The 14,197-nt window shown below is 57.4% G+C and carries 13 protein-coding genes; 2 read left to right on the forward strand and 11 right to left on the reverse strand.

Translation table 11 applies throughout. The annotated features are described in order from the left end of the window. Positions 1-6: 6 nt before the first annotated feature. The 5 genes from ACQG0S_RS00220 to ACQG0S_RS00240 all read right to left on the reverse strand — a co-directional run bounded on the left by ACQG0S_RS00220 (position 7) and on the right by ACQG0S_RS00240 (position 4,878). Positions 7-1,386 (reverse strand): carbohydrate porin, encoded by a 1,380-nt coding sequence (locus ACQG0S_RS00220; protein WP_426749900.1) that lies wholly within the window; start codon positions 1,384-1,386, stop codon positions 7-9. A gap of 138 nt (positions 1,387-1,524) precedes the next feature. Further along, positions 1,525-1,827 carry a PTS lactose/cellobiose transporter subunit IIA gene (locus tag ACQG0S_RS00225; RefSeq protein WP_014168006.1) on the reverse strand — a complete coding sequence of 101 codons (303 nt, stop codon included), beginning with the start codon at positions 1,825-1,827 and terminating at the stop codon, positions 1,525-1,527. Positions 1,828-1,832: 5 nt separating this feature from the next. Next, entirely contained in the window at positions 1,833-3,209 is a 1,377-nt protein-coding gene (locus ACQG0S_RS00230) for a glycoside hydrolase family 1 protein (RefSeq protein WP_063137894.1), read from the reverse strand. A gap of 17 nt (positions 3,210-3,226) precedes the next feature. Beyond that, a complete protein-coding gene (locus tag ACQG0S_RS00235) occupies positions 3,227-4,552 on the reverse strand; it encodes a PTS sugar transporter subunit IIC (protein WP_022646565.1) in 1,326 nt (441 codons plus the stop codon). An 11-nt stretch (positions 4,553-4,563) separates the two neighbouring features. Next, on the reverse strand, positions 4,564-4,878 hold the full coding sequence (locus ACQG0S_RS00240; RefSeq protein WP_003861034.1) for a PTS sugar transporter subunit IIB: 315 nt from the start codon (positions 4,876-4,878) through the stop codon (positions 4,564-4,566). A gap of 293 nt (positions 4,879-5,171) precedes the next feature. On the opposite strand from ACQG0S_RS00240, the gene ACQG0S_RS00245 reads away from it, so the two are divergent. Further along, a complete protein-coding gene (locus tag ACQG0S_RS00245) occupies positions 5,172-6,122 on the forward strand; it encodes a LacI family DNA-binding transcriptional regulator (RefSeq protein ID WP_022646566.1) in 951 nt (316 codons plus the stop codon). Between the two features lie 50 nt (positions 6,123-6,172). On the opposite strand, the gene ACQG0S_RS00250 is transcribed toward ACQG0S_RS00245, so the two are convergent. From ACQG0S_RS00250 to ACQG0S_RS00270, 5 genes are all read right to left on the reverse strand, one after another. After that, a complete protein-coding gene (locus ACQG0S_RS00250) occupies positions 6,173-6,469 on the reverse strand; it encodes a YicS family protein (RefSeq protein WP_003861030.1) in 297 nt (98 codons plus the stop codon). 120 nt (positions 6,470-6,589) lie between these two features. Next, positions 6,590-7,954 carry an efflux transporter outer membrane subunit gene (locus ACQG0S_RS00255; protein ID WP_022646568.1) on the reverse strand — a complete coding sequence of 455 codons (1,365 nt, stop codon included), beginning with the start codon at positions 7,952-7,954 and terminating at the stop codon, positions 6,590-6,592. Next, on the reverse strand, positions 7,954-11,064 hold the full coding sequence (locus ACQG0S_RS00260; RefSeq protein ID WP_169440844.1) for an efflux RND transporter permease subunit: 3,111 nt from the start codon (positions 11,062-11,064) through the stop codon (positions 7,954-7,956). The genes ACQG0S_RS00255 and ACQG0S_RS00260 overlap by 1 nt, the downstream gene beginning before the upstream one ends. Continuing rightward, positions 11,064-12,185: an efflux RND transporter periplasmic adaptor subunit gene (locus tag ACQG0S_RS00265; protein WP_038414997.1), complete on the reverse strand. Its 1,122-nt coding sequence runs from the start codon at positions 12,183-12,185 to the stop codon at positions 11,064-11,066. The genes ACQG0S_RS00260 and ACQG0S_RS00265 overlap by 1 nt, the downstream gene beginning before the upstream one ends. Before the next feature lie 147 nt (positions 12,186-12,332). Beyond that, entirely contained in the window at positions 12,333-12,902 is a 570-nt protein-coding gene (locus ACQG0S_RS00270; protein ID WP_038414998.1) for a TetR/AcrR family transcriptional regulator, read from the reverse strand. 185 nt (positions 12,903-13,087) lie between these two features. On the opposite strand from ACQG0S_RS00270, the gene ACQG0S_RS00275 reads away from it, so the two are divergent. Further along, entirely contained in the window at positions 13,088-13,507 is a 420-nt protein-coding gene (locus ACQG0S_RS00275) for a GNAT family N-acetyltransferase (protein WP_169440846.1), read from the forward strand. On the opposite strand, the gene ACQG0S_RS00280 is transcribed toward ACQG0S_RS00275, so the two are convergent. Then, positions 13,504-14,151 carry a TetR/AcrR family transcriptional regulator gene (locus tag ACQG0S_RS00280; protein WP_032622106.1) on the reverse strand — a complete coding sequence of 216 codons (648 nt, stop codon included), beginning with the start codon at positions 14,149-14,151 and terminating at the stop codon, positions 13,504-13,506. The genes ACQG0S_RS00275 and ACQG0S_RS00280 overlap by 4 nt on opposite strands. Positions 14,152-14,197: the final 46 nt, after the last annotated feature.

Genomic DNA, 14,197 nt, shown 5'->3' on the forward strand with positions numbered 1-14,197 from the left:
TTGACCTTAGAACCACGCCTCCCACATCGCGCCGACGTTGAAGTCGTCCAGCGTCTCATCTTTGGTGTTGTTCACGCGCGCGGTGCGTTCGTTGTCCACTTTGCCGCCGGTCACGTAGAAGCGCAGCATCGGACGGAACTCCGGCCCCATGGCGATAGACATGTTCTGCGACAGGGTCAGCTTCCAGCCCTTGTTGTCGCCGCCGTTGTCGTAATCTACGTGCTGCCAGCCCGCTTCCAGCCAGGTGGAGTGAACGTCGTTCCACCAGTGCATCGGGCGCACGATGGCGTTGTAGTTCTTACGGTTGTCGGTGTCATCACGGCTGTTGTCATAGTCGTGGAAGGCGAGGATGTACTCCACCTGCGTGGCCTGGGTGAATTTATACAGCCCTTCGAAGCTGGCGTAGACCGTGGTCAGATCTTCGGTTTTGTTGAACACGCTGTTGTCCGAATTATCGGAGTAGCGGGCGATCACCTTGTTCACACCGCTGTCGTTGGTGTGGCTCAGCACCACGCCGCCCTGCCAGGCGTTCAGACGCTCGTCGCTCTCAACGGCTTTGGAGTCAAAACCGTAGTTGGCGTACAGCTCCAGGTCGATCGGGCCGAGCTTCATGCCGTGGATTTTTGAGGTGGCAGCGTAGTTGCCCTTGTCACCCGTGCCGGAGCCGCCGGTACAGGTGATGCGCGACGGGTTGGCTTCATCTTCCATCACTTCCGGGCTACAGGATTCCACCGCCGCCACGGCAGCCACGTCGAACTGCACGCCGCCGATGTCGAAGTTCTTCACCCCGGCGCCCTGGCCATCGTGGTTCATCCAGAAGTAATCGTTGATGCCCTGCTGCGGACGCTGGTGGAAGTCACGACCGGCCCAAAAGTAGGCGTTCGGGTTGGAGGCCATAATGTTGGTCACCCCGGCGTAAGCTTTTTTGAGGTTAACTTCGTCGCCCCAGTGGTCGATCATCACGTTGATGTCCCAGATGGCGCCGTTATCACCCTTGAAGGCCTTGGAGAGCTGGAATTCCCCGCCGTTGCCTTCGTTACCCAGACGACCAATCGCGGACGCGCCGTTGTAGGAACTGTCCACCGCCACATACTTCTGGTCAGCGGCCTGGAAGTGCGCGCCGTAGCGGGCGTAGCCGGTAAATTTGATGCCAAACGGAATCGCCATGTCCGGGGATTGCGCTGCGCTCTGCGGCTCGGTGATGACGTCCGCTTGTTTCGCGACCGCCGCATCCATTTTCGCCTGACGCTCGGCCAGGGCTTTATCCACCGCTTTCGCCACAATGGCGTCAATTTGCTCCTGCGTAAATTCTTGCGCGAGCACGGAAATTGGACAAAGCGCGGCGATAACCGCCATGGTTAATGGAAGTTTTTTAATCGTATTCATGGTTATCTCAATATAGTTTAATTTTATTCAGACAATAACCATCCCGCTCCGATCTGACAGAATATGTCGCTATCATCAGAACAAGTGGATTTCTAGTTTTAGGTACAGAGGTATTACATTAATTTATTTCGCCATAGACTATCTCTGATATAAATGAATAATCTCTTCAGATAATTCACGCGCTAATAGCGAATTCATTAAATGATCCTGCGCGTGCACCATAATTAAGGTCATCGGCTGGCGGGCTTCGCCCGCGTCCTGCTCGATCAGTTTGGTCTGCATCTTGTGTGCCTGGCGCGCGTAGCCATCGGCTTCACGCAGCAGGCTTTTGGCTTCGTCAAGGTTGCCCTGGCGCGCCGCATGCAGCGCTTCGAAGCACAGGCTGCGGGACTGACCGGCGTTGACGATAATTTCCATTACGGCTTCTTCTAATGCGATCATCATTTTTACTCTTTATCAAAGCAATTATTTAAGGCGGTAGCGGCAAACCACTCTCCGCTTTTTTTAATGGTGCGCTGCTGCGTCTCCAAATCGAGCTGAATAAAACCGTAGCGGTTTTTGTAGGCATTGCACCACGACCAGTTATCAATAAACGTCCACATATGGTAGCCCAGACAATTGCAGCCTTCGCTAATACCTTTATGCAGCCACGCTAAATGCTCAGAAATAAATTCGATGCGGTACCGATCGTTTATCTGGCCGTTTTCAATAAAGCGCTGCTCGTTTTCGACACCCATCCCGTTTTCAGAAATAAAACAGCGGGGGTTACCGTAATTGTCGCGCAGGTTAACCAGAATATCGTAAATACCCGGCTCGTAGATTTCCCAGCCGCGGTACGGGTTCATCTTACGGCCCGGCATCTCGTAGCTATCAAAGAACCACTCCGGCATAAACGGCGCCTGCGGGTTCACCGCGCTGTCGCGACACTTCACGCGACGCGGCTGATAGTAGTTAACGCCGAGCAGGTCGATTTTCCCTTCCGCAATCAGGAAACCGTCTTCCGGCTTGCAGGCGGGTAGCTGATCGTAAGATTTCAGCAATGCCACCAGGTCGGCCGGATACTCCCCGCGCAGCACGGGGTCGAGGAAGCTGCGGTTAAACATCAGATCCGCGATATGCGCCGCCTTCACGTCCGCCGGGTTCTGCGAACGCGGGTATGACGGCGTCAGGTTCAGCACGATGCCGATCTCCCCCGCGTAATGCCCGGCGCGGTAAGCCTGAACGGCCTTCGCATGGGCCAGCACCGTGTGATATGCCACGGTCGCCGCCCGACGAAAATCCACCACGTTCGGGTAATGGAAATCGTACAGATAACCGCCTTCCACCGGCACGATCGGCTCGTTGAAGGTAAACCAGTGCAGCACGCGGTCGCCAAACAGCTCGAAGCAGATCTGCGCATAGCGGGCGTAGGCGTCCACTACGTCACGGTTTTCCCAGCCGCCGATCTCCTGCATCGCCATCGGCATGTCGAAATGGAACAGGGTGATAAACGGCGTGATGCCCTGTTCATTCAGCTCATCAATGACCTGATTATAAAAATCGACCGCGTCCGGGTTCACTTCACCGATACCGTCGGGGATCAGGCGCGCCCAGCTAATCGAGGTGCGAAAGCTGTTGTGGTTCAGCTGCTTCAACAGCTGAATGTCCGTTTTCCAGTGCTGATTAAACGTGGAGGTATGCTGCGGTCCCACGCCGTTGTGAAAACGGTTCGGCTCGCGGGAAAACCAGTAGTCCCACGTGGTTTCACCCTCTCGTGTCCCTTCCGTCTGGAGAGCGGAGCTTGCGCTGCCCCACCAGAAGTTATCGGGAAATGCGTATTTCATGACCCTTCCTCTTTGACTTAATTGCTAACTGTTTCAGCGGTGCCGACGGTTGCCTGGGCTTTCTGCTCTTCATTTTTGATGAGCGTACGCTCATAGGCGCGCAGGAACGGCAGGTACATCAGCGCCGACATCACCATGCAGACCAGGCACATCACCACCGGGCTGAGCGCCCAGTTCGCCGCCCACGAGGCGCCAATCGGCGCGGGCGTGGTCCACGGGGTTAACGAAACCACCTGGGCCAGCCAGCCGAGTTTGGTTGCGCCGTACGCCAGGCAGGCATTGACCAGCGGAACAAACACGAACGGGATAAACAGCATCGGGTTCATGATGATCGGCGCGCCGAACAGAATCGGTTCGTTGATGTTAAAGAAGCTTGGCACAACGCCCATTTTGCCGATGGTGCGCAGGTGAGTGGCGCGGCTGCGCAGCAGCAGGAACGCCAGCGGCAGGGTCGAGCCTACGCCGCCAATCAGCAGGTAGTGATCCCAGAAACCTTGCAGATAAACGTGCGGCAGCGCCGCGCCCGCCGCCAGCGCCGCCTGGTTTGCAGAGAGGTTCGCCATCCAGAACGGGTTCATGATGCCGGTGACAATCAGCGACCCGTGGATACCGGCAAACCAGAAGATCTGGCACAGCAGAACGGAGAGCAGAATCGCGGGCAGCGAGTCAGACGCGGACACCAGCGGCTCCAGCAGGTGCATAATCGCCTGCGGGATGATCATCCCGGTCTGCGCTTCAATGAACAGGTTCAGCGGATGCAGGGTACCAATCACCACCATCACCGGGATCAGGATCTCAAACGAACGCGCCACGCCGGTCGGCACCTCTTTCGGCAGGCGGATGGTGACGTTGTTCTGCTTCAGCCACGCGTACACACGGGTGGAGTAGATCGCGGTGATAAGCGCAGTGAAGATGCCCTGACCCGACAGATACTGCGTCGAAATTTTGCCGTCGGCATACGGCGCGGCGACCAGCAGGAAGGCCATAAAGGCCAGCAGACCGGACATCACCGGATCGAGGTTAAACTGACGTCCCAGGCTCGCCCCAATCCCCACCGAGATGAAGAAGGTCATGACGCCCATGCTGAGGTTAAAGGGCAACATCAGCTGTTCGCGGTAGGTCTCGGAGAAATCCAGCCAGCCGCGGGCGAAGCTGTTGGTGGTATCCGCCGAAAACGGCGGGAAGATAAACACCAGCATAAACGAGCCGATGATCATAAACGGCAGCGCGGCGGTAAAGCCGTCGCGGATGGCAATCACATACTTTTGCTGACCGAGCTTCGCGGCCAGCGGCGTAATTGACTGTTCAATCACCGCGACCATGGATTGATATAACGAACTCATGTGAACACCTTTTAGTGTGCCGCTTCGATGAGCGACAGAGCATAGTCCAGTACTTTATCGCCACGCTGCATGCCGTAATCCATCATGTCGATGGGCTGCACCGGTATGCCTTGCGTCGCTGCCTTGTCTGAGAGTGTCTTTAACATGTATTTCACTTGCGGTCCGAGAAGCACCACCTGATAGTGCGGAAACTGCGTATCAAATTCGGATACGCCATACGCATCTATCTTCACGGGCAAGCCCCGTTCTTTTGCAACATCGATCATTTTGCTGACCAGCAGGCTGGTGGACATCCCGGCAGAGCAGCACAGCATAATCTTGAACATCGACGACCATCCTCAAAATGTAAAAAGTTATTGCGATGATGATTGGACATGATACGGAAACCGGTTTCCATTCATAAAAGACAGAAGTGTGACAACCATCAATATCCACTACTTATGACGCTAATTAACCGGATGTGGGTCACATAATTTGGCTGTTTTGACATCAAATTGAGTGGAAACGGAAAATCGGTTTCCATGGAAAACGGAAACGGATATACTCCGTTCTGGCTATAATGTGAGCCGTAGCGGTGATGGAAATTACAGACGCCAGTTGCGTCTGACAGGGGAGAGAGATGTCTACAATCAACGATGTATCGCGTCTGGCCGGGGTGTCCAAAGCCACGGTATCACGGGTGTTGAGCGGGTCGCGTGGCGTTAAAGAAGCCAGCCGACAGGCTGTTCTGAGAGCGGTGGATGAGCTGAACTATCGTCCGAACGTGATCGCCCAGTCGCTGCTCAGCCAGTCGACGGGCTGCATTGGGGTGATTTGCGCGCAGGAGAACATTAACCAGACCACCGGTTACCTGTACGCGCTGGAAAAACACCTCAGCCAGCATCAAAAACATCTGCTGCTGCGTTTCGCACACACGAAAACAGAAGTGATGAACGCCCTTGAAGAACTCTCCTGCGGCTTATGTGATGACATTCTGGTGATTGGCGCGCGTTTCCCGCTGGACGTGGACATGGACAACGTCATTCTGGTCGACTGTATGGAAGCCGATAACGCCAACAGCATTCAGTTCGATCACGCGTTCGCGGCTGAAACGGCCTGTAACTATCTCACCAGCCAGGGGCGTCGCCAGATAGCACTGATCCACCCGCACGGCAGCGGCTTTGCCGATCAGGTGCTGCTGGGTTACAAACATGCGCTGGAGAAAAACTTCCTGCCCTTTAATCGCAACCTCGTGTTTATGGACGCGACTTCATCGTCCGTTGCGCTTCAGGAATTACTCAACAACGCGTCCACGCTGAACTTCAACGCGCTGCTGGTGGCAGACGAGCAGGAAGCCCAGCGGGTGATCCCGCAGTTACAGGCGTTTAATAAATCGGTACCGGAAGACATCATGGTCTTCAGCCTCGGCGGTTCGCTGCATCTCCCGGGTATTCCGGTGATCCCGGCGATTGAATATTCCATGGACGCCATGGCGGCGCGGATTGTGAGCTGGCTGACGGCGAAAACGCAGATGCTGGGGTCGTACGTGCTGCGCGGGGATTTGATTATTCCGGATGTGCGGAAGCGTTAAACATGTGATGTAGGCCGGGTAAGGCGCAGCCGCCACCCGGCGCTCAACCCTCAGTAATCTTCCATACAATCCACCTGACTTACTGCATCCCAGTAGGCGTCCAGGTTGTCACGCTTCACGGCGGTGATGGCATTTTTGATCAGCAGCTGATTGGCCTCAGACGACAAAATCATCGCCTGCCAGGCCTTATCGCTCTGCTTTTTCTGCGGGGTACAGGTTTTCTTCACATCTTTCAGGACCTGCTGTTTTATCTGGGCCTCTTTCTCCGGAGCGCTCTTCTCCTGCGCGTGAACAAACGCAGCGAAAATCAGGCAAACGAGCAGGCAAACCAGGTGTGCAGATTTCATTGAAACCTCCGGTAAAGTCACAGGCTTTCTCTGAAATGTATCGTTACATTCAGGCAGGCGATTCCAGCCGAAAGTATGAATTTACTTTTCACCTGGTATGAGAATCGCCCTCTCAGGCCGTTACTGAACCCCTCCACCCAGCGATTGCCACAGCGTGATGCGGTTTTCCAGGTCGGTTTGCTGCAAGGCAATCAGTGATTCCTGTGCTGACCACAGCGATCGCTGCGCGGTGAGCACCGTCAGATAATCGCCCGCGCCAGCCTTGTAACTGCGCGTCGCCACATCCAGCGTTTTTTGCTCCGCCGCCACGTATTCACGCTGGGCATCAAGCTGTTCGCTCAACGTTTCGCGCCGCGCCAGCGCGTCGGCCACGTCCTTGAACGCGCTCTGGATGGTTTTCTCATAGGTCGCAATTAACCCTTTTTTCTCCGCTTCCGCATAGCGCAGCTGCGCCATATTGTTGCCCCCGCTAAACAGCGGCAGGGTGATGGACGGCGCGAACGACCAGACCTTCATGCCGTGGCTGAACAGGGATGACAGCGAATCGCTGCCGACGCCCGCGCTGGCGGTCAGTGAAATGGTCGGGAAGAAGTTGGCGCGTGCCGCGCCGATGTTGGCGTTAGCGCTCAGCAGGTTATGTTCCGCCTCCTGAATGTCCGGGCGACGCAGCAGCGCGCTGGAGCTGACGCCCGCCGGGATCAGCGTGATGGCGTTATCGCTCAGGCTCTCCAGCGTGCCGGGCAGCAGGTTCTCGGGCACCGTATCGCCCGCCAGCAGGTTAAGGGCGTTTTTGTCCTGCATCACCAGCGTCTGGTAGCTCGCCACGCTGGCGCGCGCCTGCTGGTAAACCGCCATCGCTTCACTGACGTCCGTGGCCGCTGCCACACCTACTTCCTGCTGACGTTTGACGATTTTGAGCGAGTTCGCGGCGCTCTCCAGGGTGGATTTCGCCAGCGCCAGATTGCTGTTATCCGCCGCCAGCGTCACCCAGGCCGTGGTCAGCTCGCTGACCATCGTCAGGCGCGTGTTCTGCGCGGTGAACTCGCTGGCAAGCCAGGTTTCACGCGCGGCGCGCGACAGGCTCTGGTTGCGGCCAAACAGATCCAGTTCGAAGCTGGAGACCGTGCCGTTGGCTTCGTCGCTCGTCGCGACGCCGCTCGCCAGCGTACGGCTGCGGGTATGACTCAGTTCCGCGTCCACCGTCGGGAACAGGGACGAGCGCGTTTCGCCATACTGGGCACGGGCGGCGTCGATATCCGCAATCGCTTTTTGCACGTCGCGGTTGCTGTTGAGCGCCATCGTCACCACGCTTTTCAGCCGCGCATCATTCATCACCTGCTGCCACTGGCTCACCACGGCGCTGGCTTCGCCGTGCGCGCCGGGTAGGGTGGCCGGAACGGGCGCGTCCGGGCGCTGATACGTGGGATCTAATGACACACAGCCTGCGCTCAGCAGTGCTAACGCTAAAACAGTTACACGAAACATTATGACCTCCGGTTTGCGTGCTTACCGGAGAACAGACGTTTCACCAGTACAAAGAATAAAGGAACAAAGAAGATAGCCAGCAGCGTCGCGGCCAGCGTCCCGCCGATAATGCCGGTGCCGATCGCCACGCGGCTGTTGGCCCCCGCGCCGGTGGCAATCGCCAGCGGCGTCACGCCTGCGATAAACGCCAGCGAGGTCATGATGATCGGACGCAGACGCGTCTGGGCGGCCCGCAGGGCGGCGCGCGTCAGGGAGTAGCCTTCGGCCACTTTGGCTTCGGCAAACTCGACAATCAGAATGGCGTTCTTCGACGACAGACCGATGGTGGTCAGCAGCGCCACCTGGAAATAGACATCGTTGCTCAGGCCGCGCAGGGAGGCGGCAATGGCCGCGCCCAGCACCCCAAGCGGGATCACGAGGATCACCGAAATGGGCACCGACCAGCTCTCATACAGTGCCGCCAGGCACAGGAACACCACGAGGATGGAGAGGGCATAAAGGCTCATCGCCTGACCGCTCGCCAGTTTTTCCTGCAACGACAAACCGCTCCACGCCCAGGTGCTGCCGGACGGCAGGTTATTCGCCAGCTGCTCCATTTTGCTCATCGCCGTACCGGAGCTGGCGCCGCTGGCGTTCTCGCCCTGAATTTCATACGCCGCCGAGCCGTTGTAGCGCACCAGGCTTTCCGGGCCATACTCCCAGCGGGTGGTGGCGAAGGCGGAGAATGGGGTCATAGTGCTGTCGCTGCCGCGCACATACCATTTGTTGAGATCCGACGGTACCGCGCGATAGTCGCTGTCGCCCTGGATGTAGACCTTTTTCACGCGGCCACGGTCAATGAAGTCGTTCACGTAGGTGCCGCCCCAGGCGCTGGACAGGGTGTCGGTGACGTCGCTCAGGGAGAGCCCCAGCGACACGGCTTTGTTGTTATCGATATCCACCTGAAGCTGCGGCATCTGCGGCAGATCGTTGGCGCGCACGGCGTGCAGCGAGCTGTCCTGATTCGCTTCGCCAATCAGCTGGTTACGCAGTTTCAGCAGCGCGTCGCGGTCGGTGCCTCCGCTCGCCATCAGCTCAAAGGTAAAGCCGTTGCTCTGGCCCAGACCGTCCACTGCCGGCGGTGTCATCGCAAAGATGGTGGCATCGCGGATGGCGCTCAGCTCCTGCGTGGCGCGCAGGGCAATGGCCTGCGCGGTGTTTTCCTCGCCTTTACGCTCTGACCAGTTTTTCAGGGAGACGAACGCCATCCCGGCGTTCTGGCCGCTGCCGCTGAAGCTGAAGCCTTCAACGGTAAAGATCACGTCGGTATTAGCTTTCTCTTTGGTGAGGAACCACTCGCGTACCTGGCGGCTTACCTCTGCGGTACGCACCGCGGTTGCGCCGGCAGGGAGGGTGTACTGCACCATGATTTCACCCTGGTCTTCGGTTGGCAGGAAGCTGCCCGGCAGTTTCAGCATGGCGAACCCCATCGCGCCGCAGAGCAGGGCGAAGATCACCAGCATGCCGCCGGAACGGCGCAGGGCGCGCAGAACCTTATTCTGATAGCCGTGCTCGGTCTTACTGTAGAAGCGGTTAAACGCGCCGAAGAAGCCCTTTTTGTGCGGAGCGGTGTGATTCAGGATCGAGCCGCACAGCGCGGGCGTCAGGGTCAGCGCCACCACCACGGAGAGGAACATCGCCGAAATAATGGTGACCGAGAACTGACGGTAAATGACCCCGGTAGAGCCGCCGAAGAAGGCCATCGGCAGGAATACCGCAGAGAGCACCAGCGCAATGGCGATCAGTGCGCCGGAAATTTCGCCCATCGATTTTTCGGTCGCTTCCCGAGCGGGCAGCCCTTCGTCGCGCATAATACGCTCGACGTTTTCCACCACCACGATGGCGTCATCCACCAAAAGTCCTATCGCCAGCACCATGGCAAACAGCGTCAGGGTGTTGATGGAGTAACCGAACAGCGCCAGTACGCCGAAGGTGCCCAGCAGCACCACCGGCACCGCCAGCGCCGGGATCAGCGTCGCGCGGATGTTTTGCAGGAACAGGTACATCACCACCACCACGAGGATAATGGCTTCGAACAGGGTCTGAATCACGTCCTCAACGGAGATCTTGATGAACTCGGTGCTGTCTTTCGGGTAGGCCACGTCGTAGCCTTCCGGCATCGACTTTTTGAACTCGGCGATCTTGTCTTTTACCGCCGTGGCGGTGTTAAGCGCGTTGGCGCCCGGCGAGAGCATCACCGCCATACCCGCCGCCGGGTGGCCGTTCAGCTTCGCGGTGGCGGTGTAATCTTCGCTGCCCATCTCCACGCGCGCGACGTCGCTGATGCGCACCACCGCACCGTTGGACTCGCTCTTGACGATGATTTTTTTGAACTCATCGACCGTTTGCAGACGCGACTGAGCGCGAACGGTGGCGGTCAGCTGTTGGGTGTTCGACGAGGGCAGCGCGCCGATTTTACCGGCGGAGACCTGCACGTTCTGCGCTTCAATCGCGCTCTGCACGTCGGAGGGCATCAGCGAGTACGACGCCAGCTTAGCCGGGTCGAGCCAGATGCGCATCGCGTATTCTGCACCGAACACCTGCAGGCTGCCGACGCCATCCACGCGCGCCAGCGGATCCTGCATATTACTCACCAGCCAGTCGGCGATATCCGAGCTGCTGGCGGTATCGGTTTTGTCATACACGCCCATGATCAGCAGGAAGTTGCTCTGGGATTTTTCGACGGTGATCCCGGACTGCTGCACCTCGGTCGGCAGGCGTGATTCCGCCTGCTGGACTTTGTTCTGCACCTGTACCTGAGCGGTGTCCGGATCGGTTCCCTGTTCAAACGTGACGTTGATGCTCACCGAACCGTCCGAGCTGCTGGTGGAGGTGAAGTAGAGCAGGTTATCCAGCCCGGTGAGCTGCTGCTCGATCACCTGCGTCACGCTGTTCTCCAGCGTTTGTGCGGAGGCGCCGGTGTAGGTGGCGGAGATTTTGATCGACGGCGGGGCAACGTCCGGGTACTGCGCAACGGGCAGCGTGCGGATCGCCAGTATCCCGGCGAGCATGATGAGAATGGCGATAACCCAGGCAAAGACCGGGCGACGCACGAAGAAACGGGAAAACATCAGGCGTTTCCTCCGTTGGTTTTCATCTCTTCAGCTTTCACTTCCTGCCCGGCGGTGACTTTGTCGGTGCCTTCCACAATCAGCTTATCGCCCGCCTTCAGGCCATTCAGCACCAGCCATTTATCGCCGTAGGTGTCGCCCGTCTCCAGCTGACGCTGCTCGACCTTGTTGCTGGCGTTCACCACCAGCGCGGTGGCGGTACCTTTGGCGTCGCGGGTGATGCCCTGCTGCGGCGCGAGGATCGCGTCATTCATGATGCCTTCATCCACTCGGGCGCGGACGAACATGCCCGGCAGAAGCTGATGCTGCGGGTTCGGGAAGACGGCGCGCAGGGTGACTGAGCCGGTAGACTCATCCACCGCCACTTCGGTTAACGCCAGATGGCCTTTTTCGCTGTAGCTGCTGCCGTCTTCGAGGATCAACGACACGTTCAGCGTATCGCTGTTGCTGGCGAGGGTTTGCTTGCGTAATCGCAGCAGATCGGCGCTGGAACGGGTTAAATCGACGTACATACTGTCCAGCCCGCGAATAGTGGCCAGCGCGGTATCCTGCTGGGCGGTCACCAGCGCGCCGGGGGTCACAGAGGAGATGCCGATACGTCCGGCAATCGGCGCGGTGACGGTGGTCCAGTTGAGGTTAATGCGGGCACTTTCCAGCGCGGCTTTCTTTGACTCGACGCTGGCCTTGTCCTGCGCGCAGGTGGACTTCGCGTCTTCCGCATCCTGACGTGATACGCCGTCATCCTTAACCAGCTGCGCATAGCGCCGGGCTTTCTGGCAGTCGGCCTGCACCAGCGCCTGCGCCTGTTTCAGTGCGGCGGCAGCTTCATCATAAGCGGCGCGGTAGCTGGAAGGATCGATCTGATACAGCGCCTGCCCGGCCTTGACCGTATCGCCTTCGGTGAAGAGCCGTTTCTGAATAATGCCGCCCACCTGAGGGCGCACTTCGGCGCTCATCGCGGCGGCGGTGCGGCCGGTCAGCTCGCTGACCACGGACACCGGCTGGCTCATGAGTGTGACAATCCCCACTTCCGGAAGAGGACGCTGGGGAGCAGATGTTTGCGCATTATCGCACCCTGTCAGGAGGAGTAATGCTGCGATGGAGGTTGTTATGGTTTTCATAATCTTTTTCCAGGGTGAACGAAGCCTGCCCTGTTAATCGCTTAACAGGGAGGAGGGCTAATTAAAAGCACAGCGATCCCGCATCTCTGGCAGAGCCAGAAATGAAAAAAGGGAAATTACTTATTTCCGCTAATTATTCACATGCGATTACTTCGCAGAGAAAAGCATATTTAAAATATTCTGGTATATGGGCTCTAATTGTTCTGACGGTACTTTTAAAGGCGTGAGTCGACGGTAAATCGTGCCTTCGATCATCACGGCGGTAATCTCCACGCAGCAGCGAATATGCTCATCGCTCAGGTGGGGGAACTGCTTTTTCAGGTGCTCACAGGCGTTAGCGAACATGCGGGCTTCGGCTTCGATCAGCATGTTTGCCACCAGCGGATTGCGCGTGGCCTCTGCGGACATTTCGAGCATTAGCGCGTCATCATCTTCGTTAAGCGTCTGGCGCCAGGCAAGCGCCTGCGGCATCCCTTCAACCAGGGTTTTGCCCTGCATCTCCTCAATACGTGAGTCGATAATGCGCCGGATCATCTCTTCAATGATCGCGTCTTTGTTACTGAAATAGCGATAGATTTGTCCGACGCTGAGCCTGGCTTCGCTGGCGATCTGCGACATGCTGGCAGCGTGAAATCCACTGGCGCGAAAGCAGCGGCGCGCGGCGGTGATGATTTCGTCCTGCCGTAGTTTTTGTCGTGCTTCCAGCTTTGTGCTCATCGTCGGCTACCGTAAAAAGTGAGAATGATCGTTCTCATTATACGTTTTCGGAGCCTATTGGAAAGTTTTTTTTTATTTACATATTGAATGAATATTTCCTTGTTTAAACAATGGAGGAAATAAGGAGTTTTTATGAAGGTTAAGCTGTGAGATATTCAGATTGCGCTGAAAATAAGGAGAGATTTATGCACCTGAGCATTACAGATAAAGTCACGGCTGAAGAAAAAGAAGAATTATTAACGGGGCTAAGAGCTTATAACGCGCAGTATTTAGATCTGGCGACGTTTAGTGGCGATATTGGCGTATATGTGCGGGACGACAACGGCGTCATGCTGGGCGGGTTAATCGGCGTACGTAAAGGCGACTGGCTGAATATCGACTTTCTGTGGGTCAGCGACAGGGTGCGGGGAACGGGCGTCGGCAGCCATCTGATCAAAACGGCTGAAGAGGAGGCCCGTCGCAAAGGGTGCCGTCACGCGCTGGTGGATACGGTCAGCTTCCAGGCGCGTCCGTTCTATGAAAAACAGGGTTATCAGGTGCAGATGTCCTTGCAGGATTACCCTTATCAGGGAATGCAGAGACACTATCTGACCAGGGATCTTTAACCACCGATCCCGTTGCCGATCACGGCTAACACGTGGCGCACAACGATCTCCGGCGAGAGGGCATTAAGCCTCTCGTCATTGCGCATGCGAGAGAACGGCACCAGCACCAGGCTCAGCAGCGTCGTGAACAGCAGTTCGGGGGCCAGCGCCGGATTCAGCTTTCCTTCCTGCTGCCAGCCTTTGATGGTTGCCAGCGTGGTGTGATATTTCTCATCGCCAAAGCGCTCCTGCAAATGCGTACGCAGTACCGGCATCTCGCCGATCACCTCCTGCATCCACAGCGGGGCAAACCAGCGATACTTTTCCGCCAGTTCGGCCAGCACCCTGACCATTTCCGTCAGGGCATCCACCGGCGAATCCCGGTTGTCGGCGAAAATCGCCCCGATCCGCTCGCGTAACGGCAGGAAGCGCTCCTCAATCATCGCATCCAGTAACTGTTCTCTGGAGTTGAAGTAGTAGTGCAGCATGGCGGGCGTCACGCCGGCTTCGCGGGCAATAGCGTTCAACGACGTATTGGCGATCCCCTGGCGGGAGAAGAGGTTCAGGGCGATGTCCAGCAGCTGTTCGCGGCTGGCGGTAACGCGCTTGCCGCCGCGCGGACGTCCGGGACGGCGGGGTTCAGAATTGTCTTTTAGTGCTGGCACGGTCACGCTGTCTCTTGATCTTATCCATAACTTACCTGAATATTAA

The sequence above is a fragment of the Enterobacter cloacae complex sp. 418I7 genome, assembly GCF_050030705.1.
Taxonomy (GTDB): Bacteria; Pseudomonadota; Gammaproteobacteria; order Enterobacterales; family Enterobacteriaceae; genus Enterobacter; species Enterobacter intestinihominis.